The 23,087-nt window shown below is 63.9% G+C and carries 13 protein-coding genes; 1 reads left to right on the top strand and 12 read right to left on the bottom strand.

Annotation, left to right across the window (positions count from 1 at the left end; translation table 11 throughout):
• Window positions 1-11 precede the first annotated feature (11 nt).
• From E4M07_RS19555 to E4M07_RS19510, 10 genes are read right to left on the bottom strand one after another with little or no spacing between them, the layout of a single operon-like run.
• Window positions 12-641 (bottom strand): TetR family transcriptional regulator C-terminal domain-containing protein, encoded by a 630-nt coding sequence (locus E4M07_RS19555; RefSeq protein WP_136660084.1) that lies wholly within the window; start codon window positions 639-641, stop codon window positions 12-14.
• On the bottom strand, window positions 638-1,093 hold the full coding sequence (locus tag E4M07_RS19550) for a RidA family protein (RefSeq protein ID WP_136660083.1): 456 nt from the start codon (window positions 1,091-1,093) through the stop codon (window positions 638-640). Before E4M07_RS19550 ends, E4M07_RS19555 begins: the two co-directional genes overlap by 4 nt.
• Before the next feature lie 11 nt (window positions 1,094-1,104).
• Window positions 1,105-1,698, bottom strand: a complete 594-nt coding sequence (locus tag E4M07_RS19545; RefSeq protein WP_136660082.1) for an NAD(P)H-dependent oxidoreductase — start codon at window positions 1,696-1,698, stop codon at window positions 1,105-1,107.
• Between the two features lie 9 nt (window positions 1,699-1,707).
• Window positions 1,708-2,721 carry an ABC transporter substrate-binding protein gene (locus tag E4M07_RS19540; RefSeq protein WP_136660081.1) on the bottom strand — a complete coding sequence of 338 codons (1,014 nt, stop codon included), beginning with the start codon at window positions 2,719-2,721 and terminating at the stop codon, window positions 1,708-1,710.
• Window positions 2,722-2,759: 38 nt separating this feature from the next.
• A complete protein-coding gene (locus E4M07_RS19535) occupies window positions 2,760-4,145 on the bottom strand; it encodes an FAD-binding oxidoreductase (RefSeq protein WP_136660080.1) in 1,386 nt (461 codons plus the stop codon).
• A complete protein-coding gene (locus E4M07_RS19530) occupies window positions 4,142-5,353 on the bottom strand; it encodes an amidohydrolase family protein (RefSeq protein WP_246660521.1) in 1,212 nt (403 codons plus the stop codon). Before E4M07_RS19530 ends, E4M07_RS19535 begins: the two co-directional genes overlap by 4 nt.
• Window positions 5,350-6,207: an ABC transporter permease gene (locus tag E4M07_RS19525; RefSeq protein WP_136660079.1), complete on the bottom strand. Its 858-nt coding sequence runs from the start codon at window positions 6,205-6,207 to the stop codon at window positions 5,350-5,352. Before E4M07_RS19525 ends, E4M07_RS19530 begins: the two co-directional genes overlap by 4 nt.
• Entirely contained in the window at window positions 6,188-6,994 is an 807-nt protein-coding gene (locus tag E4M07_RS19520; RefSeq protein WP_136660078.1) for an ABC transporter ATP-binding protein, read from the bottom strand. Before E4M07_RS19520 ends, E4M07_RS19525 begins: the two co-directional genes overlap by 20 nt.
• A 2-nt stretch (window positions 6,995-6,996) precedes the next feature.
• Complete coding sequence (locus tag E4M07_RS19515) at window positions 6,997-7,797, bottom strand: creatininase family protein (RefSeq protein WP_136660077.1); 801 nt, start codon at window positions 7,795-7,797, stop codon at window positions 6,997-6,999.
• A gap of 51 nt (window positions 7,798-7,848) precedes the next feature.
• Window positions 7,849-10,227: a transketolase gene (locus tag E4M07_RS19510; protein ID WP_136660076.1), complete on the bottom strand. Its 2,379-nt coding sequence runs from the start codon at window positions 10,225-10,227 to the stop codon at window positions 7,849-7,851.
• A gap of 135 nt (window positions 10,228-10,362) precedes the next feature.
• On the opposite strand from E4M07_RS19510, the gene E4M07_RS19505 reads away from it, so the two are divergent.
• Complete coding sequence (locus E4M07_RS19505; RefSeq protein WP_136660075.1) at window positions 10,363-11,601, top strand: FAD-dependent oxidoreductase; 1,239 nt, start codon at window positions 10,363-10,365, stop codon at window positions 11,599-11,601.
• Window positions 11,602-11,632: 31 nt separating this feature from the next.
• Here E4M07_RS19505 and E4M07_RS19500 read toward each other — a convergent pair whose 3' ends face one another.
• Both E4M07_RS19500 and E4M07_RS29150 read right to left on the bottom strand, forming a co-directional pair.
• Window positions 11,633-12,166: an invasion associated locus B family protein gene (locus tag E4M07_RS19500; protein WP_136660074.1), complete on the bottom strand. Its 534-nt coding sequence runs from the start codon at window positions 12,164-12,166 to the stop codon at window positions 11,633-11,635.
• Window positions 12,167-12,222: 56 nt separating this feature from the next.
• Entirely contained in the window at window positions 12,223-22,980 is a 10,758-nt protein-coding gene (locus tag E4M07_RS29150) for an autotransporter outer membrane beta-barrel domain-containing protein (RefSeq protein ID WP_169054295.1), read from the bottom strand.
• Between the last annotated feature and the right edge of the window lie 107 nt (window positions 22,981-23,087).

The raw sequence follows: 23,087 nt of genomic DNA, 5'->3' as shown, positions 1-23,087 counted from the left end.
CAGAGTCGGAACTAAGACTCAGGATCCAACCCGCATGCGCGCAGGAACAACGCGGTGACGTCGGCGATGATCCGCTCCTCGTCGATGGGGTGGTCTTCACCCAGGTCGAGCATGAAGCGCACCTGCGCCTCGTAGTCGGCGAAATGCTGGGTGACGGCCCACATCTCCATCTGGAAGAGATAGGGATCGACCGGCTTGATCTTCCCGTCGGCAATCCACGACCGCATGATGTCGGCGGCCTTTTCGACCGATTCCCGCGATGCCGACCAGTGACGCTTCAGGATCGGCGCGCCGCGCGCCACCTCGTTGGCGAACAGGCGGCAGAGCTTCGGCTCGGCAAGTGCGTGCCTCACCTTGATGGCGATATATTCCGAGATGACCGTCTTCGGATCGTCCGACCGAATCGACAGGAAGAACTGGTCCTTCCACTTGTCGACGATGAAGAGCAGCGTTTCCTCGTAGAGCTCCTCCTTGGAGGATATGTAATAGTGGAGCTGCGGTTTCGAGAGGCCGGCCCGTTTGGCGATCGCCTGCGTCGAGGCGCCGACGAGCCCGTTGGCCGAAAATTCCTCGATCGCCGCCTCGTGGATGGCCTGGCGGATCTTCTGGCGTCGGTCGAGAACTTTTTCGCGGGCGCTCATGATTTCTCCGGCAGATAGGCAGTCGCTTCGACTTCGATGAGGATTTCGGCGCTCGGCATCATGCCGCTGACCTCGACGACGGTCGAGACCGGCGGCTCATCGGGGAAAAACAGGCCACGCACCCGGCTGTAGTCGGGAAAGTCGCGCAAGTCCTTGAAATACTGCACGAGTTTGAAAACGTCACTCATCTGGCCGCCATTCATCTCGATCATCGAACGGATACGGTCCAGCACATACCAGCTCTGCGCCCTGATCGGACCCTCCTTGAAATCGACGGAAAATTCGCCGGTCTCGCCGAGCGCCGAGCGGGCGGAATCGGGCAGATCCTCATAGCCGGCAACGATCCGTTTGCTGTCCGGATCGACGGCGATCACCCCGGACATGAAGATGAAGTCGCCCCGCCGCTTGAAGGCGGCGTAGCGGGCGAGTGGTTTGGCGATATCGTCGGACATGAAATCTCCGGTCAGACCTTGGACAGGGCGCGCTCGACCTTGTTCAGGAAACGCTCCCTGTCGCCTTGCGTCGTGTGGTTCATATTGTGCAACTGAAGCCAACGCATGCGGCACAGGGGATGGAATAGCACCCGCTGGGCCCGCATGAACAGGCTTCGGCCCGGATCGCGCACAATTCGCAACCACCACCAGGGCGAACCCGACGTCGTAATGCCGATGAAAAGGCGGATATTCTTCAGCGCACCGACCGCCCTCTTGTGTTTGCCGGGCGCGACATCAAAGGCAACGCCGGGCAGCCAGACCCGTTCCATCCAGCCCTTGAGCATTGCCGGCGGACCGTACATCCATGTGGGATAGATCAGGACCAGGCCTTCGGCCCACTGCAAGGCATCGACATGGCTTTTGACCGCGGCGATGTTCTTTTCCGTCTCGCCGATATAGGTCAGCCATTCTTCGCGCCCGAGTATCGGCTCGAAACCGTCCCGGTAAAGATCGAGCGCGCGGACGTCATGTCCGCGCGCCGAAAGCGCTGTCTTTGCGCATTCGAATAGAGCCGCGCCGTAACTCTCCTCATAGGGATGACAGAAAATGAGCAGAATACGCACGCTTTCTCCTCAATTGCCCTGGAGCTTCTTGGCGATATCGAGGCCATGGCCCTTGTTGACGAACTGGTCGGTCGCAACCTTCGAAAGATCGACCGATCCTTCCTCGATGATTCCGGAATTGACGGCCGTGTCGTAGAAGGCCTTTATGCGCTCCGTGCTCATCGCGCCGATGCCCTTTTCCTTTGCATCGCCGACATCGATGATGCCGAGTTTTTCGAACTGCGCCATCTCCTTGTCGAGCTTCTCCTTGGTCATTTCCGGGTTGTCTTTCATGATCAGCGCATAGGCTGCCGTGCGGTCGCCGTAGAGAAAGTTGTACCAGCCCTCGATGGAGGCATCGATGAAGCGCTGGACAAGTTCGGGATTGTTTTCAACAAGTTCGGCCCGTGTTTCGATGGTCGTTGAATAGGTGTTCCAGCCCTGGTCGGCAAGCAGATAGGCAACGGGCTTCGCGCCTTCCGCCGCAGCATAAATCGGCTCGGCGGTGCCATAGCCCTGCTGGACCATTTTGTCGTCGGACAGGAACTGGGCAAGATTGTAGCCGTAAGGCCTGAGCTGCTCATTGGCGAAACCGTGATCCGTTACCAGCCACTTCCAGAAGCTGAACTGGCCATCCTTTGAAATCAGGATCGTCGGCGCATTCTTCAGATCGTCAAAACTGGAATAGGCCCCGTCATGCGCCATCAGCACCTGCGGATCCTTCTGGAAGAAGGCGGCCACCACGACGGTCGGGATATCATTGCGCACATTGTCGAACGACAGCAGAAGGTTGCCCGCCATCAGGAAGTCGAGGCGTCCGGCCGGAAGCATCGGCCGGTTGTTGACCTGCGGTCCGCCCATCCTGATCTCGACGTCAAGGCCGTACTTCTCGTAGGTGCCGTCGGCCAGCGCCTGGTAGAAGCCGCCATGGCCACCCTGGGCGAGCCAGTTCGTGCCCATAACCACCTTGTCGGCGGCGGCCGCAAGGCCGGCGCTCGCCGCCAGCATTGCCGCAGCGGCTACAATTTTCAGAGTATCCTTCATGTTTCTATCTCCTATTGCCCTCTGTTTGGTTCTTTTTGTTATTCGCCTTGAACCGCCATGTCGGCGGTCCATCCCCGGGTTTTGCCCGGATTCATCAGGCCGTGCGGATCGGCCAGTTTCTTGAAATCGATTTGTGCGGTGTCGATCTCCTTCATGCCGCCATCCTCGATGGTGACGACATGCGGGTCGTAGATCGTGCAGCCGTCCCGGTCTTCCATTTCGCCGATCATGGCGTAGATCGCGTCCTTCCCGCGATATTTGACGAGCGGCAGCGCAAAGATCTGAACGCGGCCGTCCATGCGGGCCATTTCGTGGTGCCAGTAGACGTCGTCGCCGTAGCGTTCCATCTGTTCCATGACGAGCACCGGATCGAACGGATGCGGATAGGCGACCTGGAGGTACGTCCAGCTCTTGTCGACCTTCAGCGCCTGCAACGTCGTGTGGTTCCAGCCGCATTCATAGGCGGGCTGCAGGCCGGCTTCCCTCAGATCCTTCTTCTTCATGGCAAATGAGACAGACCCGCCGGTTTCGGAGGCCAGCGCCTCGAACCGGGGCATTTCATCCGGAGCGACCATCGCAAAGACCGCATCCCGGTTATCGGGAAAGAGGTCGCCGAATTTCGTGTAGTACGGCGCAAATCGCCGCTCCACCGTTGTCAGCAGATAGCAGTCGAGCCCGCTTTCCTGCGCCGTCATGGCAAACCGCAGCGCCGTCTCGTAACCATCGAACAGCGCCGCACAGTGGATCCAGTCGGTCGCTGCGGTCAGCGCCAGTTCAAGCTCCAGAATGATCCCGTTGGTGCCGTACGCGTGGTGAACCTTCTGGATGTCGTCGGCATAGAGCTCGATGATCCTGGGCTCCGCCTCGACGGTCATCACCTTCACGTAGCGGACATTGCCGTGATCGCGCAGCATGCCGTGGCGTAGCGATCCGATACCGCCCGAGCCCCCCGACAGGAAGCCGCCGATCGTGGCGATACGCCGCGTGGACGGATACATGAGAAGCTGCTGACCGGTCTCGGCGCAGGCATCGTCAAGCGTGGCGATGCGGGCACCGGCTTCGACCCGGACGCTGCCGGATTTGATCTCGATGATGCGGTTCAGCTTCGTAAGGTCGAGGACGATACCGCCTTCCAGCGGCACGCACTGCCCGTAATTGCCGGTTCCGCCGCCGCGTATGGTAACGGGCACGCGGTGCCGTGCGGCGGCGGAGGCGATGGTCCGCACTTCGTCCTGGGTTTTGGGAATGACAAGCAGCTCGCCGCTCTTGTCCTTCAGCATGTCATTGAGGATCGGGCTGTACCAGAAGTAGTCGCCGGAGCGCACCTTGACGGTTTTTTCGTCGTCGATGACCGAGATGCCGTCCAGTTCGCCCCGGAATGCGTCCCAGTCGATAGCGCGATTGGCAATTGCCGCCTCACTCATGGATTCGTCCTTTCCAAATCTGTTCTTCCATCGCGCCACACTTCGCGCGGTGCACCCAGCCGGGAAACAAGATCGCGGAGATCCGTTGCGTCGAAGCGGAGGAAATCCGCTTTGGCGCCCACGGCCAGATCGCCGGCCTCGGCGCCGCACCAGCGCGCGGCGGAACCGGATATGGCGTCAAGCCAGTCTCCGGGTTCGAGCTGCGCGGCCATCACACCGGCCCGTAAAACATCGAACGGGTCGTAGTCGCCATAGGGGTAGAAAACATCCGCCACATTGTCGGACGCCAGAAAGACGTCCATTCCGGCGGCACGCGCTTCCTTGATCGGGGCAAGACCGCGAAACCGGGGTGTGCGTCCGCTGTTGCGGTCCTGCAGATAACTGTTGGTTGTCGGAAGGCTGACTAGTCCGATTTTCGCCGCTGCCGCCCGGGCCACGAGGCGCGCGATATCTTCAGGCGCGCGCAGCGCCAGCGAGCAGACGTGGCCGCAAAGCACCTGGCGGCCGCCGCCGCGCTTCTCAGCCTCGGCAACGATGGCCTCGAAACCCCGCGCCTCGTACTCGAGACCCTCGTCAACGTGAAAGTCGAGCTCCAGATCGTTGCGGTCGGCAAGCAGGAACACCCGGCGCATTTTTTCCGCCAGATTGTCATTGCGGTAGACGAAGGCGCCTAAAACACCGCCGTCCGCGCCTGCGCGTGCCGCAATCGGCTCGCCCGCCTCGGCAATCAGATCGAGCGGGCACAGCGCCACGACCTGGAGGTGAATGCGTCCACGCCACTCCTGAGCCAGCTCGTTGAGCACGCTCCAGGCCATCGGCACGTCCGGTTCGGTCCAGTCCACATGGGAGCGCATGACGCTGACACCGTGCGCGTAGGCCTTTTCAAGAGCACGCGCAGCACGCGCGCGGATATCCTGTGGTGTCCAGAGCGCCTTGTCGGCGTCCATCCGGTCGATCGCATCGAACAGCGACGCCGCGCCGCTGCCGGTGCGGTCCACCGTGTATGTCTTGTCGAGATGAACGTGGATATCGCTCATCAACGGAAGGACGACGCCGCCGCCACTTTGCGGCGAGGGCTCGATTGCCTTGATGCGCGCGCCCTCTATCAGGATATCGACCGGCTTTGACGCCCCGCCGACCAGCACGCCCCGCATGGTCGTTCCAAAGCCCGTCGCGCGACGATCGGTTGTTTTGACCGACGTGTTCATCGCTCCCTCTTGACCTCGCTCTCGTGCCATCTGCCGAGCACGAGTTTCGACATCCAGCTGGTGGCCAGGAAAATCACGATGCCCAGAAGCGAGACCAGGAAGAGCGCCGCGAACATGCGCGGGATCTCGTTGCGGAAGCTCGATTCAAGAATGCGTGATGCAAGGCCGGAATTCTGGCCGGCGGTACCGGCGACGAATTCCGCAACCACCGCGCCGATCAGCGCCAGGCCGCCGGCGATCTTCAGCGCCGCCATGAAATAGGGCAGCGCGCTGGGTGCAAGCAGATAACGCAGCCGCTGCCAGGGCGTTGCCTTGTAAAGCGTGAACAGGTCGCGCAGATTGTGGTCGGCGCTGCGCAGTCCGATCACAGTGTTGGACAGGATTGGAAAAAAGGCGACGATCCAGGCACAGATCAGCAGCGCCACGAACGTGCTGTGAACATAGATGAGGATCAGCGGCGCGATCGCCACGATCGGCGTGACCTGCAAAATGACCGCAAAGGGAAACAGGCTCATTTCCACCGTGCGCGACAGTGCGAATATCATGCCAAGAGCGACACCGCCGATGATGGCGAGCGCCAGCGAAAACAGCGTCAGCTTGACCGTAAACCACGCGGACGTCATCAGCGACGGCCCGTCGGTAATCAGCGTCTCGCCGATACGGCTTGGCGCCGGGATGAGATAGTGCGGCACCTCGTAATAGATGACGAGCGCCTCCCAGATCAAAAGGGCCAGGGCAAGGGCGCTCGCGGGCATGATAATGCGCAGGCGGCGTTCCAGCTGTTCCTTCTTCAACAGTTCGACATTGAGAGCAACGCCGTCCTGTTCGCCGTCTTCAGTGATCGATTTCAGCATGGCTCAGCGTTCCTTCCAGCGCCTTCGTCACAAGGCGCGTGTTTTCGGCAAATTCCTGCGAGGTCCTGTAGGCATCGGTGCGCGGATAGCCGCCCGGCAGCGCGATATCGTTGACGACCCGGCCGGGCCGCGCCGCCATCACCATCACCCGGTTCGACAGGTAAACGGATTCAAACACGCTGTGGGTGACGAATATGACCGTCAGCTTGTGCTCTTCCCACAGTTTCAGCACGTCGTTGTTGAGCTTGAAGCGCGTCATTTCATCGAGCGCCGCAAAAGGTTCGTCCATCAGCAGCAGCGCCGGCCGCGTGACCATGGCGCGGGCAATGGAAACGCGCATCTTCATGCCGCCGGAAAGCTCGCGCGGATAGGAACTGCGGAAACTCGAGAGCCCGACCATGGCGAGCGCTTCCTCGACCTCAGGCGTCGCGGCTTTCCTCGAAGCGCCCGCAAGCCGCAGCGGCAGGTAGACGTTGTCGAAGACATTCGCCCACGGCATCAGCGTTGCCTCCTGGAACACAAAGCCGACATCGCGTCCGTCACCGCCCTCGCCCGCAGGATGGCCGTTCACGGTGATCGAACCGGCTGATGCCGACAGCAGGCCCGCAATCATGCGAAGCGCGGTGCTCTTGCCGCATCCGGACGGCCCGAGAAAACTGACAAATTCGCCTGGCTGGATGGAAACGGACATTCCCTCCACCGCCAGTGTCCCGTTGCCGAAGCGCTTGTGGACACCGTCCATTTCAATCAGCGCATCGCCGGCTCCAAGTTGTCTTTGCTGTTCCATCCCTACCATTCCGGTTCGTTTTCAAGCCACGAGAGCGGGGCCCTGTGAACGTCCTCCAGCACCTCGACGATGCGTTCCGCCGCATGATCGATCGTTGCACTGCCTTTTTCCGCGGTCGCGGCCGCGGCATTGCCTGCGGCACCCGCCGGATGAAGGTCCTGTGCCTGCCATCCGGGCTTTGCGCCGCGTGCCAGGCCGATATGCCTGTAGTCACGCTCGAAACGCTCGATCAGCGGGCGAAAGTCGCGCGCCTTGTCCATGTCGACGAGCTCCGGTGTCAGCGCCAGCATCATCGAGGTTTCCATGTCGCCGGCGTGAACGCCAAAGCGCTGTTCTTCCTCGCCATAGAGGCCGTCCGGCAGGCCGAGGGCAAACCAGTTGACCGAAAACACCAGCATGGAGTGGCGTATGCGCAGCTCCCTCGCGACAATGTCCATCGTCGAGATCTGTCCGCCGTGGCTGTTGAGGAGCACCAGTTTCCGCACGCCGCTTGCAGCAACGCAGTCGCCGATTTCGAGCCAGGTCCGCATCAGCGTTTCCACGCTGAAAGTCAGCGTTCCCGGATAGCGCCGGTGCTCGTCGCTCTTGCCGATGGCCTGGGTCGGAAGAAAAAGCGCCGGATTTTCTTCCGGCAGCTTTTCAACCACCGCCCTGACCAGACCATCGGCGATCGCCGCATCGACACAAAGCGGCAAATGCGGGCCATGCTGCTCGGTCGCCCCGACCGGCAGTACGGCAATCAGGTTCTCGTGGTCGAGCCTGGAGAAGGCTTCGCTTGTATAGTCGGACCAGTATCGTTTCATCACTGATTAATCCGTTCCGCCTCAAATCCGGTCTTCATCGCGGGCCCCTGCCTAAATCGCAAGCCGCACGGGCCTGCCCGGCAGCAGCCGCGCCGCCGTTGCGGCTATGGAGTTGGCGTCGATGCCAAAATGCGCATAGAGATCGGCAACCGTTCCGGTCTGTCCGAAATGCTCGACCCCGAGCCCGGCCGCGCGGTGTCCGCAGACACCGCCAAGCCAGCTCATCGTCGCCGGATGCCCGTCGATCACCGTTACGATTGCCGCGTCCCGCGACACCGGCTGCAGGAGCCGTTCGATATGGCTGATCGCCGCCGCGTTTCCGCGAATGCGTTCGCGCTGTGCCGCCTGCCAGCCGGCATTCAGACGGTCCGCGGAGGTAACCGCGAGCACGCCGACATTGCGGCGCGCGTCGCCGATCGTGCCGGCCGCGGCAATGGCCTCGGTGGCAACAACGCCCTGATAGGCGATGACCACATCGCATCCCGGTCCCGGTTCTCGCAGCCAGTAGGCCCCGTCGATAACGCCTTGCCGAAACGCATCGTCGCTGCGCTGCGGCGGTTGCTCGATGGCACGCGTCGACAGGCGCAGATAGACCGAACCGCCGGTTTCGTCGCGCAGCCAGGTCCGTTCATTGAGCACTGCCTCGCCATCGCGTTGCATATAGGCAAATGCCCATTCCATGATCGCGGCGAGCTCGTCGGCGAAAGCCGGCTCGAAAGCGGCGATGCCATCCTGGCTCATGCCGATCAGCGGCGAGCCGACGGACTGGTGCGCACCGCCCTCCGGCGCAAGCGACACGCCCGACGGTGTTGCCACCAGCATGAAGCGCGCATCCTGGTAACAGGCATAGTTCAGCGCATCGAGGCCGCGGGCGATAAACGGGTCATAGAGCGTGCCGATCGGAAGCAACCGCTCGCCGAACAGCGAGTGGCTGAGACCCGCCGCGCCAAGCAGCAGGAAAAGGTTCATTTCCGCAATGCCGAGCTCTATGTGCTGACCGTCCGGCGAAAAACGCCACTTCTGGGCGGACGGCACGCGCTGTTCATGGAACGTATCGGCGATTTCGGTGCGCGAGAAGAGGTTGCGCCGATTCACCCACGGGCCGAGATTGGTCGAAACGGTGACATCCGGCGACGTCGTCACGATGCGGTCGGCAAGCGCGCTGCCGGAGGCGGCGATATCGTTCAGGATCTTTCCGAAGGCGGTCTGTGTGGCGATCGCCCGGTCTGCCGGCAACGCGATCTGCGGCACCGGTACGGTTTTGGCCGCATGGCGGCGCATGGGGCCGCTGAACGGGACTTGCTTGAGAAAAGCCGCAAGGTCGGCCGGTGGTGTTGCCAGCCCTTCGAAGTGATCCCACTCATGACCGCCGCGGATATTCATGGACGCCTGGAACGCCTCCATCTGTGCGGCGGTCATCAGCCCGGCATGGTTGTCCTTGTGGCCGGCCAGCGGCGTCCCCCATCCCTTGACCGTATAGGCGATGATGGCGACCGGCCTGTCGTGATCGATACCGCCAAGGGTTTCGAGGATCGTCTGCAGGCAATGACCGCCCAGGTTCTCCATGAGCTCCGCCAGCGCTTCGTCCGAGCGGCGGGAAAGCAAGTCGGCAACATCGGGCTCGCCGCCGATATCCGCCGACAGGCGCTCGCGCCATGCCTTGCCGCCCTGATAGGTCAGCGCCGAATAGAGCTGGTTCGGACAGTCATCGATCCAGTCCCGCAGCGCCTCGCCGCCGGGCTCCTCGAAAGCGGCGCGCTGCAGAACGCCGTATTTCATCAGGACCACGTCCCAACCGAAGGCGCTGAATATGCCGTCAACGCGCTTGGAAAGCCCTTCGCGCACGACACCGTCAAGGCTCTGCCGGTTGTAGTCGATGATCCACCAGGTATTGCGCAGCCCCTGTTTCCAGCCCTCCTGCAGGCATTCGTAAATGTTGCCCTCGTCGAGCTCGGCGTCGCCGACGAGCGCGATCATGCGACCCTCTGAGCCATGCCCCCAGCCGCGGGCACGGACATAGTCCTGCACCATCGATGCGAATGCGGTGATTGCGACGCCAAGGCCGACCGAACCGGTCGAGAAATCGACATCATCGGTGTCCTTGGTGCGGCTCGGATAGGATTGCGCACCGCCATAGCCGCGGAAATCGATCAGCTTTTCCTTCGACTGCTTGCCAAGAAGATACTGGATTGCGTGGAAGACAGGCGCGGCGTGGGGCTTGACCGCAACGCGGTCCTCGGGGCGCAGGATCGAGAAATAGAGCGCCGTCATCAGCGACGCGATTGAGGCGCAGGATGCCTGATGGCCGCCGACCTTCAACCCGTCATCGTTGGGACGGATGTGGTTGGCATTGTGGATTGTCCATGCACTCAGCCAAAGAACCTTGCGCTCAAGGTCCTTCAGCGTCGCGAGCTTCTCGCGCGCTGACATTCAGTATCCCCTGGCTCTTGTTTTTCTTCAGGTTAATACGATATGATCAATCGGTCAAACTACTTGTTCAAATTTTGATCAGGGCGGCATTGAAAAACCATCAGAACCGCCTAAAAACAAGGGAGTTGAGGGAACATGAACAAGCCGTTGATCGTCATCGGAGGCGGCCATGCAGGCGCCCAGATGGGCGCAAGCCTGCGCCAGGAAGGATATGACGGGAGGATCGTTTTAATCAGTGCGGAAGATACGCTGCCCTACCACAAGCCGCCGCTCTCGAAGGCGTTTCAGAAAGACCCGGCAACACAGCCGCAGGTGCTGCGAGCGGAAGGATTCTACAGCGACAACGCCATCGAACTGGCCCTCGGGCAAACGGTCGAGCGTATCGATACCCATGATCGTACGGTCAGCCTCTCCGACGGCCGCAAGCTCGGCTACAGCACCGCCGTTCTGGCAACGGGCGCAAAGGCGCGCAGTATCGAGGCGCTCGACGGCGGCTTCACGAATTGCCTGAGCCTGCGCACGCTTGCCGACGCGAATGCGCTGCGCGATGCAGCGGCTGATGCGAACGACATCGTCGTTATCGGCGGCGGCTTCATCGGCATGGAACTGGCCTTCACCTTTGCCGGGCTTTCGAAGAACGTCACGGTGCTTGAGGCCGCGCCGCGCCTTGTCGGCCGCGCCGTCGCGCCGGTGGTCTCCGATCACATGCATGCCCGGGCGCAAACCGCCGGCATCCGGATCGTCACCGATACGGCAATCGAGGCCGTCGACGGCAATGCCGGGCGCATCACCGCCGTCCGCGTGAAGGACCAGGCGCCTGTGCCGGCGGATCTCGTCATCGTCGGCGTCGGGGTCGATGCGGACAACCGGATTGCGCGCGAGGCCGGCCTGGCCTGCGAAAACGGCATTGCCGTGGACGATCATCTGAGAACTGCGAATGCGGACATCCTTGCGATCGGCGACTGTGCGAACTACCGCCACGGGCTGATCGACCGGAAGGTACGGCTCGAGTCGGTGCAGAACGCCACCGACCACGCCAAACATGCCGCACGCACCATAACCGGGACCCTCCGGGCCTATGACGACGTGCCCTGGTTCTGGTCCGATATGGGCGATACCAAGATCCAGATGGTAGGCGTTTCCTTCGGCGCCGACGAGCACATCCTGACCGGCAACCGCGAGGACAACGCATTCAGCGTGTTTCACCTGTCGGCCGGCAAGCTGGTTGCCGTCGATTCCATCAACCAGCCCGCTGTGCACATGATCTCCCGCCGCTTGATAGCCGCAGGCCACACGCCGCAACCGCATGAGATGACGGGCGGCGCCGAGGGTCTGAAACAAGCGTACAAGGCGATTTCAGATGCGGGCCGCTAGCACTGGTTCGACGAAAATAGGCACGGACCCGCTAATCGATCCTGGCGTAAGCCGCCGTGAAGCCCGCCAGCGTGAAATTGGCGTCTATCTTCTGCTTCTGCAGATCGAAAAAGCTCAAGACAAGCTGGCTGCCGGCGCGCAAGGCCGTAAGCAGCGCCTGGTCGACGATATGTCCGCCGTAGCAGCCATTGGCATCGCAGGTCTGGATGGGGATCGCGACCGGCGCGGCCTGGTCCACCTGCATGGACAGGCCGTCGACGATGGACAATCCCAGGGGAACCTGCAGCAGCAGCGACGCGAAACCGTCCTCGGCGGCTTTTGTCGTCTTGATCGTCAGTCGCGCCAGCCGCTGACCGGTCTCGCGTACGATGATCTGCTGTTCCATCGTGCATGCAAGGGCGTCCTCGCGGCCGGCGGACACGCAGACAACACTCCAGTTCCTGGCATTGTCGGGCGCGCCGGCATTTTGGGCACTTGCCGAAGAATTGAAGGCCAGTCCGGCTATCAGGACCGCAAGCGCGGCCGTCGGCCCCGCACTCTTGCCGTTTCCAAATCTGAGAAGCATGTCGTTCAATCCCCCTTGTTATCGCGGCTCATCGGATCTCCGCCATCCTGTCCGAATTAGAAGGGAACCGTCAATTTCAGCGAACCCTGCTTGTTGGTGGTGTTCGGGCCGAACTGGCCGCTGACATTCGCCTGCAGGTTGACGCCGTTGCCGGCGATCCAGTCCAGACCGGCGGCAAGAGTCAGCAGCGTATTATCCTGGCCGGCTTTGATAATGGCGGAGGGAACGCCGGCCGGGGTTCCGTCGATATTGGCTGCGACCGCCGGCACTTCCCCGAGATGCTGCAGTAAACCGACCTTGGCCTTGGCCCGAAGCACTGATGCGCCGAGATCGAGTTCGCCGCCCGCCTCCATGTGCGGCGCGATCCACCAGTAGACCTGCGAGCTGCTGTCGATGGTCAGATTGGTGAGGCCGCCCCCGGTTTCGGTAAACCCCTTCTGGTGCATGTAGGTTGCCGCGCCATCGACCGTCGGCATCAGATAGGTGCCGCCGAAATCGTAGAGATGTGCCAGCCTGACATTGAGCGACAGATACGCCACCTTCTGCGTCGCCGTGGCGATGCCGCCCACCGTGCCGACATTGACGACGCGGCTCGTGTCGAAGGAGCCGAGGCCGCCGATGAGCGATCCGGCCAGCTTTGTGCCGCCGTTGATATATTTCAGCACCAGGCCGGCCTGCGGACGATGTCCATCGCCAGTGGCGTTGGACCCGGAGCGGAATGACGTCTGCTCATAGGAGCCGGCCATGCCCAGATAGAGCTTTTCGTTGATATCGCCCTGAATTCCCGCGGCAAAGCCGTGGCTGGTCTCGTTATAGGCGAAATTCTCGATGGTGCCGCGATAGTTCTGCTCGACGGCGGTGATCCGCGCCCAGGCGCATGTGTGTTCGGCGATGAACCGGTACTTCCCGTCCCTGTCGTTGCAGCTCAGCATCGCGTCGGCGAAATTGCCGGCGCTGACGGTGGTCGTGGCAAGGCTGGTGGCATAGGGCTCCGGGCTGAGCGAATCATACGCCTCTTTCAGGCCATCAAGCGTTTCGATCTTGAACACCGTCCCGACAAGATCGGCAAACTTGGGGGAGCCGCCGGCGAGCTGGACATTGTTGATGTAGTCGCCGAAGGTGGTCTGGTTCCTGTTCAGGCCGACCGGCGAGAAGTCAATGATGTATTCGAATTTCGCCTCCTTCAGGCTCGGATACAGGATGTCATACTCGGCGACGGCCGATACCGGCGCGTTCAGGACCAGATTCTGCGACGTCATATCCTGTTGCGTCGTGAAGAACGTGACCTCGTGGGTACCGGGCGCGGCGGCGTTGGGATTGACGACGAACAAATCGAACGTGCCGTCGAGCGACGCCGAACCGGTCGCGTCGATGCGGTCGATCTTGCCCACCTTGGTGTCGCCCGAGACAAAGTCGAAATCGGCCATGATGTTGGCCGTGGCCGTCTGAACGAATGTGCCGCCGAGTTGGGTGGTGGACACCGTCTCGATCTTGCCCGTATCGGCAAGTTCAATGATCCCGTTGTTGAACAACCGGTTGGAGGCCAGCCCCAGATCGACGGTCTTGCCCATGTTGAACCGGGCGGCGTCCACCCTGTTGTTGAACGCGTTGATGCCGCCGGCCAGCTTGATATCGCCTGTTACCAGACCGTTGTTTTCGATAGTGTCGTTGCCGGTGGTTCCTGAAACAGCCAGACCGTCAACCAGAGCCATGGTGGTGATGACGCCGTCATTGGTGACGGTGTTGTCGGCGCCTTCCCTGAGGTCGACGCCAATGCCCTTCGCACCGCCGGCGATCAGTCGGCCGGTCTTCAGGTGGATCGCAATGTTGCCGCCCGATGTCCCGGCGCTTTGAGCCAGGACAGCCGTCGATGTCTCGTGGCTTGTCTCGACATTGCCATCGAGCGTCAGGTCGACCCCGGCGCCGGTTCCACTGCCTCCCGCAGTACCGGTGAAGACCCCGTCGATGAAGCCGCCGCCGCCGCCAAGGCTCTGCAGTACGATGCCGAAGGATTCCCGGCCGCTGGTGGCGACATTGCCGCTCTGCACCAGTGTCACGGCGCCGCCGTCTCCGGAATTGGCGGCGCTGAGTGTCATGTTTACCTGGGTGGCGTCGGCGTCGTGGAACACCGCGCCGCCGCCGCCGCCGATGGATTGCAGGACAATCGCGTGCGAACGGCTGCCGGCTGTGGAAACGATGCCGGTATTGTTCAGCGTCACCGCGTCGCCATCGCCGTTCGCGCCGGACTGGCCGCCAAGCGTCACATTCAGCTGCGCGCCGCCGGCACTCACCTGCTCGACGCCGCCGCCGGCGCCGATGCTCTGATGCACGAGTGCGCTGGAATTGTCGCCTGCCGTCGCCGTGTCGCCGAGCCTGGTGATATTGACGGCACTGCCGTCATTGCCGGTGCCGCCATTGGAACCGAGCACGACATCGACGGGAGGCGGGGCGGCGAGCGCGGCAGCGGCAAAGCCTGCCGCCACCGGCGCGGCGAGTGCCGCCGCGGCGGACACGGAGGAGGGTGGCGGTGTCGTGTCGAAGGTCTGGTAACCGCCGCCGCCGCCGATGGACTGTGCAAGGACGCCGACGGACTGTTCGCCGATGACGATAACGTCGTCGTCAATGTGATAGGTCACCGTTCCGCCGGCTTCGGACGTGCCGTTGATGCCTCCGGCCCTTAACGCCGATAGCCCGATCTCGCCGTCTGTCATATCGACGGTGAATGTCGAGCGGCCGCCGCCGCCACCGATGCTCTGCAGCAGGACGCCCTGGGTATCCGCGCCAAGGGCAATCAGGCCGCCGGCGTGGCTTCCGGTGATGGCTGCGCCGTTGTTGTTCTTGCCGTTTTCGCCGCCAAGCGTGGATACGATTTCGATCGCGCCCGGCACCTGTCCGGCGGTCTGCGCGAGGACCAGCTGCGTGAGCGTCGTGCCGCCGCCGCCGCCGATCGCCTGGATGCTGCTGCCGGTATTGTGATGGCCTGTCAGGCCGAACGTTCCGGTCGTGTTGACGGATACCGCCGCGGCGGCCGAGTTCTCAGTACCCTTGCCGCCGGCGATGATCTCGAGCGCTGGATTGGAACTGACGGATGTGCTGCCCCCGCCGATTGGAATAAGCGAACCGGGACCCAGCGCCGTGGCACGCTTCAAATCCAGGATGAGACCGCCGCCGCCGCCGTTGATGCTTTGCGCCTTGATCGCCTGGGAGCCCTGACCGGTGACCGTGATGTCGCCGGAGTGGTTGACCGTCACCTTGCCGCCCAGGCCGCCGGACCCGCCGCCGCTGCTTCCGACAAGCATCGAAAGGTTGTTTGCAATCAACGTTGAAATCGCGTTACCGCTGCCATTGGCGACCGCCAGGCCAAGGGAGGCGTTGCCGCCGCCGCCACCGATGGATTGGGCCAGAATGCCGTGGCTGTTCTTGCCTTCGGTGCGAATGGTCCCGGTGTTGTTGACGACGACATCACCGGCGTCCTCGCCGGACCCACCCTTGCCTCCTATGGCAACCAGGGGGCTGAGGCGGTTTATGTCTTTTGCCAGCACGACACTCCTTGCAATGCTGGTCCCGCCGTTACCGCCGCCACCGCCGATGGATTGGGCAAATATGCCGTGGGCCTGATCGCCCAAAGTCTGGACCGCCCCGTCATTGGTCACGAGGACGTTTCCGGATCTGCTGCCGCTGCCGCCGTCGCCGCCTATGCTGATACCGGCAAGAATGCTCTTTTGCCCGGTTGCGATGTTCTGCGTGAATATGGCGCTGCCGTTGCCGCCGCCGCCGCCGATCGCCTGTGCGAAGATGCCGTGGGCGTTTTCGCCGCCGGTATCGATGCGGGCCGAATTGGTGTTCGTGACGGTGACATTTCCGCTGCTGCCCCCGGTTCCGCCGCTGCCACCGATATTGATGTCCAGCCTGTTGGCCGCCGATCCGGCCGTCGGCTTGGATGTGGTGTCGTTGACCACCAGGCTGCCGTTACCACCGCCGCCGCCGACCGACTGCGCCTGAATGCCGTAGGACCGCTTGCCGGCGGTCTTGATATTGCCGGTATTTTCGACCGTCACCGTCCGGCTCAGGCCTCCGGTGCCGCCGCTGCCGCCGATCCCCAGATTGGCGGCATTGCTGTTCTGTCCGCCGACGAAGGTCTCGTTGATGACGAGGCCGCCGCTGCCGCCGCCGCCGCCGATGGATTGGGCGACGATACCGGCGGATTGACCCTCCTTCGTCTCAATGGTCCCCGAACTGACGATTTTGACCTTTTCCGCCTCCGCGCCGCTTCCGCCGCTGCCGCCGACACCGACCGTGACGGAGTTGGATCCATTGGACGATGCGCTCCCGACAAGCGGCGCGAATGTCACGGCACTGCCGCCGGTGCCGCCGGCACCGCCTATGGACTGGCCGAGAATACCGTGCGAATCCGCCTTGTTTGTCGTGATATCCGCGCTGCTGGTCACGTCGACCGTGTCGGATTTGGCCCCGGCTCCGCCGCTGCCGCCAACGCCGACTTTGGCAGAGGCACTTTCCTGGAACAGGATGTTGGTTACAAAGCCACCGGTCCCGCCGCCGCCGCCGATGCTCTGGGCATGGATGCCATGCGAGGCCTGACCGTTTGTGGAAACAACGCCATCCACCGTGACAATCACCTTGCCGCCCGTGCCGCCACTGCCGCCGTCAAGCCCGACCGACAATTGCGCGGCGGCTGATTTCTTGGTCTTTTCGGTGCCTGATTGAGCGCCGACAGCCACCGTTGTCGCCGTGCTTCTTCCGCCGCCATTGCCGAGGCTTTGCGCGATAATGGCAGTCGCCATGTCCCCCGCCGTTGTGAAAACACCGTCGGCCGTCACCGTGACGTTCCCGCCGGCGCCGCCGGTCCCGCCGGTGCGTCCGATGGTGACATCCAGAGACTTGCCGGTGCCCGGATTGAGGATCAGGCTCAGAGCCGTGTTGCCACCGCCGCCGCCGATGCTTTGAGCGATGATCGCCGAGGCACCAAGACCAGCCGTCGTGATGTTGCCGGTCTGATCGACCGTGACGGCGCCGCCGGTTCCGCCATTGCCGGCGCCGCCGCCGATGGCGAGGTTGACCGCCTTTGCGTCCTTGTTGAAGCCGGCGCCGATGTTGAAATTGGCATTGCCGCCGCCGCCGCCGATCGACTGGGCGAGCAGGCCGACGGAATGGTTTCCGGCGGTTTTGATTTCACCCTTCTGGTTCACCGTGACCGTCGATGCCGATCCCGAGGCGCCGCCCGAACCGCCCACCGCCAGGATCAGGGACTGGCTGCCGGTCGGATTGGCAAGGCTGGCTGCCAGGACAATGTTGATTCCGGCATCGCCGCCGCCGCCGCCAACGGACTGGGCGGTCAGCGCATTGGCGTTGTTTCCGATGGTCTGCAGCAAGGCCTGGCTCGTCTGGCCGCGATTGACCAGGACCGCGCCCGCATTGCCGCCCGCGCCCCCGCTTCCGCCGACGCTGGCAGCCAGAGGGCTGCCGAACGGCGAAATGGCGCCCGCGACGTTGACGCCGCCGGACCCGCCACCGCCGCCGATCGACTGGACCAGGATGCCGTTGGCGCGGTCCGCAAAGTTCGTTCCGGCCGGTCCGAGAGGCGTTCCTCCAAACGGGTTGTTGGATGTGCGGGCACCATTGACCGTCACCGCGCCGTTGCTGGTCAGGGTGACCATTTTGGAATTGGCGCCGGCGCCGCCATTGCCGCCGATGCCGATCGTGGCGTTGTACCCGCTGCCGACGGCCACATCGGCAGAGACGTTGAGGCCGCCGGACCCGCCGCCGCCGGCAACGGACTGGGCGAGGATGCCGATGGCCTCCACGCCGGTGGCAACGACGGTTCCGCTCTGTGTTGCCGTCACGGTGCCGCTGGCATTGCCGCCGCCCCCGGCACCGCCCAGGCCAAAAACGAGTGAGGGGTTTGCCGACGCAGTGTTGGCCTGAATGCCGCCGCTGATGTTGATGGCGCCGTCACCGCCGCCGCCGCCGACCGACTGCGCCACAAAACCACGGGACCGCGCGCCAAACGCCGACACATCGCCGCTGACGGACGCAATCACGGTGTTGCCGATGCCGGCATTGCCGCCCGATCCGCCGATGCCGGCCGTGATCCCGCCATCGATGCTGACGCCACCCGACACATTGATGGCGCCATTGCCGCCGCCGCCGCCGAGGCTCTGTGCCAAAACGGCGGATTTTCCGAATCCCTTCGACTGGATGATCCCTTGCGCGACAACAATTCCCGAAACTTCCTTACGCTCCGCAAGGACCGCCAGGTCGACGGTGCCGGCATTGCCGCCCGCACCGCCGAAGCCGCCGAAGCCGAGCGTCAGAGCATAGTTGCCGCTGCCGGTCAGTGAGCCGAGCGACAGGCCGCTTGAGACATTGACCCCGCCGTTGCCGCCGCCGCCGCCGACCGACTGCGCAACAACGCCGTTGGAGCCTTGCGCCCGAAGCAACGTCAACATTTCCGACGGCACACCGGCCGGGATGTTGATGCCCAGTGCCTGGACATCACCGGTCACGCGACCCTTGACATTGCCGGCGCCGCCGCCGGTGCCGCCAAAGCCGCCAACGCCGATATTCACTGCAGCGGACGTGCCCGATGTGGTCCCGGCTATGCCGCTGCTGATGTTCATGGCGCCGTTGCCGCCGCCGCCGCCGATGCTCTGGAACGTCACCGCGTCCGACAGCACGCCGGTAGTGACCGTGTTTCCCGTACGGCTGAAATCGACATTGCCGCCGGTCCCCCCGGTTCCGCCGAAACCGCCGATGCCGACCGACGCCGTTCCGGAAAATTTGGTCGCGAGACTGAGCGTGCCGGAGATATTGACGCCGCCCTGGCCACCACCGCCGCCGACGGATTGCGCCAGGACGCCGAACGCATTGGCACCGGATGTGTGCACCGTGCCGTCAACCCTGCCATCGACGGTCTGGCCGCTACCACCGCTGCCGCCGAAGCCGCCGACACCGGCCCCGATCGCTCCGCTGTTGCCGATCGACATGGAGACCGTTCCACTCACGTTAAGCCCGCCGCTGCCGCCACCGCCGCCGAGGCTCTGGACCAGCGCGCCATAGGCGTTGTCTTTCGTGGTGGTGATGTCGCCTGTCATCCGCAGGGTGGCAGCGCCCGCCTGACCGCCGCCGCCGCCGAAGCCGCCGACCCCGACACCGACCGTCGCAGCCCCCTGGCTCGATGCGGCAAGGCCGCCCGTCACGTTAAATGCGCCGTTGCCGCCGCCGCCGCCGACCGACTGAACGAGAACCCCGTTCGCATCTTTGCCACCGGTAGCGATGTCGCCGGCGATGTCCGCGATGACACGCCCGCCGGATCCGCCGCCCCCGCCGAAACCCCCGACACCGACGCCGACGGACGCGGCGCCCGTACCGGTTGAAGCCGACACGGCCGACGAGACGTTGAAGCCGCCATTGCCGCCACCGCCGCCAATGGACTGGCTGACGAAGGCGCTGGAAGCGGTGCCCATGGTGGTAATGTTTCCGGTGTGGTTCATGGTCACGGTGCCGCCGCTACCGCCGCTGCCGCCCGAACCGCCAACTCCGACGGATACGGCGCCCGCGCCTGTGCCCGAGCCGGAAAGCGAGCCCGATACGTTGAATGCGCCGTTGCCGCCGCCGCCGCCGACCGACTGCGCCACGATCCCGCTTGACCGGGCGGCGTCCGTTCGCACGCTGCCGTTAATCACGCCGGCGACCAAACCGCCGTGACCGCCGCCACCGCCGGACCCTCCCACACCGGCGGCGACCGCACCCGCGGCGGTACCAGCGCCTGCGACGGCACCGGAGACATTGAAGCCTCCGTTGCCGCCGCTGCCCCCGACCGACTGCAACAAGATTCCGGTCGAATCGGCCTGCCTGGTCGTCACCGTGCCGGCGTAGTGGACATCGACCACCCCGGCGCTGCCGCCATTGCCGCCCCGGCCGCCAATACCGACGGCCACGCCAACGGCAGCCGTGTCGGAGACCGCGCCCGAAAGGGAGAGGGAATATCCGCCATTACCGCCGCCGCCGCCAATGGATTGGGCGATCAGCCCGTCCGACATGACGCCGTTCGTTGTGACGGAACCGCCGGAACGGATCTGAACCCTGCCGCCGGCACCGCCGGCGCCGCCCGAGCCGCCGACACCGAAGGAAGCGGAAACCGCGCCGCCCTTGCCTGCCGCGACGGCGATGGAAGTCACCGAGCCGCCATTGCCGCCGCCGCCGCCGACGCTCTGGGCCAGAATACCGTCCGCATTCACGCCCTGTGTCGTTACCGCGCCATTGCCGTTGACCTGAACCTGGCCACCATACCCGCCCGAACCGCCCGTACCGCCGATACCCACGGACACCGCTCCGAAGGCCCCGGCCGCGATGGATGTCGAGAACCCGCCATTGCCGCCGCCGCCGCCAACCGACTGCGCCAGAATTCCGTTGGACCGGTCACCCTCGGTCGTGATGAGCGGGTCGATCTGGGTCGGCACGCCATTGATGACGACCGTGCGCGGACCGAGATTGACCGTGGTTGTCCCGCCGACCCCGCCATTGCCGCCGCTGCCGCCAATGCCGACGGACGCAAAAGCGCCGACGGCGAAGGAATTTCCGCCGCTGCCGCCGCCGCCGCCGACGGATTGCGCGAAGATGCCGTGCGAATCGTTTCCTCCGGTTGAGATGCGCCCGGAGTTTGTCGCCGTGACCGTGCCGCCATGACCGCCCGCACCACCCGCTCCGCCGATCGATACCGGCCCCCCGACGGAACCGCCATCGCCGCCGCCGCCGCCGATGGATTGAAGCTGGATGCCGTGGGAAACATTTCCGGAGGTGTCGATTTGACCGCTGTTGCTGACAATCACGTTCCCGCCGCTGCTGGCGACACCGCCCGAACCGCCGAGAGCGACGGCACCGCCTGTATCTCCGCCGGATCCGCCGCCGCCGCCGATCGATTGCGCAAGGATGCCCCGTGCCCGTCTGCCGGATGTCGCCAATGTACCGCTGTTGGCGACGCTGACCGTGCTCCCCGATCCGCCCTGTGCGCCCGAACCTCCCAACGCGACAAGGCCGCCGCTGGCGGCGCCCGAACCGCCGCCGCCGCCGATCGATTGCGCGAGGATCGCGTCGCTGCCGATTCCGCTGGTCTCAATCGCACCGGAGTTGTCGACCGTGACGATGCCCCCGTTGCCGCCGGACCCGCCGCCGCCGCCAAGCGACATGACACCGCCGGTGCCGGAGGCGGAACCGCCACCGCCGCCGATCGACTGGGCAAAAATTCCTTTCGCTTCATGATTTCTCGTGATTATGAAACCACGGTTTACGACGAGGATCTGACCGCCATGGCTGGCCGCTCCCCCACTGCCGCCCAAGGCAACCAGACCGCCCGCGGATCCGCCGGTCCCGCCACCGCCGCCAATGGACTGCGCCAGGATGCCATGGCCGGATATCCCTTCCGTCTGTATGGAGCTCCCGGCCTGTGTCCGCACATCAACGGTGCCGCCATTGCCGCCGCGCGAACCGCCGGAGCCCAGCGCGAGAAAGCCGGCAGCGAAGCCGCCATTGCCGCCGCCACCGCCGACCGACTGCGCGAAGATGCCCATCGAACCGTGGTTCTTGGTCAGAATGCGGCTCCCGGTATTGTTGCGAACGAAAACGGCACCGCCATTGCCGCCGCCGGCACCCGGCGTCGACCCGCCCAGGGCGACAACACCGATGGCATCGCCCGCATTGCCGCCTGTTCCGCCAATGGACTGAGCCTGAATGCCGTGAGCGTCCACGCCGCGTGTCTCGATTTCGCCGGCATTGGTCACGCTGACCGTATTGCCATGGCCGCCGACGCTGGCTGTCCCGACATCGCCGACGATCCCGTAGCTGTTGCCGCTAGAACCGCCGCCGCCACCGATGGACTGGGCAAAGATGCCGACAGCGCCCTTGCCGATGGTCAGGATCTTGCCGGTATTCGTGACGGTGACGGTTCCGCCGGCGCTTGCCGGCCCGCCGCTGCCACTGCCGGCGAAGATAAAGCCGCTGCCGCCATTTCCGCCGCTGCCGCCGCGGCTCTGGGCGAAGATACCGTGCCCGCCGGCACCCTGCGTTGATATCTCGACGCTGGAGGTAAGGTTGACGGGGCCGCCCAGACCGGCCGCGCCACCATGCTTGGCGCTGATATTCGCCCCGTATGCATCGCCGCCCTTTCCCCCGTTTCCGCCCTGGCTGATGACCGTGATGCCAGCCAGGCCCGGCGTTATCGATTGGATATTGCCGTTGTTTCCTACGGTTATGTTGCGCACGACTGCCGGCCCGTTATGGCCGGGATCGCCCGGATTGCCATTCCGGCCGACGGTAAAGCAGGTCTTGAACTTCCAGGCTCCAATGCAGATCCCGACGCCATAGCCATTGCGGCCGCTGGAGCCGCTCGGGCCCGCGCGGTGGTCGTGGACGACGTTGACATTGCCGGCCGGTATGGCAACCGAAACCGGCCCACCCGGGTCGCCGGGTATGATGCCGGCAGTTCCGCCATTGGGGTCATCCACAAAGGGTTGCAGCACCGGCTGGTCGATGGTCGCGGAGCCACCTTTTTCCTTCAGTTTGAGGGTGACAATGTGCCCGGCACCGTTTTTCACGACCGAATCGACGGCGTAGTCAACGCCGTCGACATCGTATATTTCGCCAATCCCGAGGCGCGTGAAAATGACGTTGTTGTGGTTGGTCAGCACAGACCCGTCAGCCTGCACCTGCACCACGGTCTCAAGGGCGCCGGTGACCGGGTTGAGCACGGGATCGCCGACGGAAACGGCGTAAGCGCTGTCCGGCAGGAGCAACAGCACAAGTAAAAGGAATCCACAAAATCGAGAAATGGTTCCTAACGCGGAAAACTCTTTTCCGGTATTGACGCCCCCTGATGCATCACACATCGGATTTCCGAATGTTAATA

Source organism: Nitratireductor sp. XY-223, from assembly GCF_004959855.1.
Taxonomy (GTDB): Bacteria; Pseudomonadota; Alphaproteobacteria; order Rhizobiales; family Rhizobiaceae; genus Hoeflea_A.
Note: the sequence above shows the minus strand (reverse complement) of the source record. Positions and strands in the feature narration are given on the sequence as shown.

What these genes read in the sequence shown, in the direction of transcription:
- E4M07_RS19550 (WP_136660083.1), bottom strand. Translation starts at nt 1,093, where the DNA reads ATGTCCGACGATATCGCCAAACCACTCGCCCGCTACGCCGCCTTCAAG.
- E4M07_RS19510 (WP_136660076.1), bottom strand. Translation starts at nt 10,227, where the DNA reads ATGTCAGCGCGCGAGAAGCTCGCGACGCTGAAGGACCTTGAGCGCAAG.
- E4M07_RS19530 (WP_246660521.1), bottom strand. Translation starts at nt 5,353, where the DNA reads ATGAACACGTCGGTCAAAACAACCGATCGTCGCGCGACGGGCTTTGGA.
- E4M07_RS19540 (WP_136660081.1), bottom strand. Translation starts at nt 2,721, where the DNA reads ATGAAGGATACTCTGAAAATTGTAGCCGCTGCGGCAATGCTGGCGGCG.
- E4M07_RS19520 (WP_136660078.1), bottom strand. Translation starts at nt 6,994, where the DNA reads ATGGAACAGCAAAGACAACTTGGAGCCGGCGATGCGCTGATTGAAATG.
- E4M07_RS19555 (WP_136660084.1), bottom strand. Translation starts at nt 641, where the DNA reads ATGAGCGCCCGCGAAAAAGTTCTCGACCGACGCCAGAAGATCCGCCAG.
- E4M07_RS19515 (WP_136660077.1), bottom strand. Translation starts at nt 7,797, where the DNA reads ATGAAACGATACTGGTCCGACTATACAAGCGAAGCCTTCTCCAGGCTC.
- E4M07_RS19505 (WP_136660075.1), top strand. Translation starts at nt 10,363, where the DNA reads ATGAACAAGCCGTTGATCGTCATCGGAGGCGGCCATGCAGGCGCCCAG.
- E4M07_RS19525 (WP_136660079.1), bottom strand. Translation starts at nt 6,207, where the DNA reads ATGCTGAAATCGATCACTGAAGACGGCGAACAGGACGGCGTTGCTCTC.
- E4M07_RS19500 (WP_136660074.1), bottom strand. Translation starts at nt 12,166, where the DNA reads ATGCTTCTCAGATTTGGAAACGGCAAGAGTGCGGGGCCGACGGCCGCG.
- E4M07_RS19535 (WP_136660080.1), bottom strand. Translation starts at nt 4,145, where the DNA reads ATGAGTGAGGCGGCAATTGCCAATCGCGCTATCGACTGGGACGCATTC.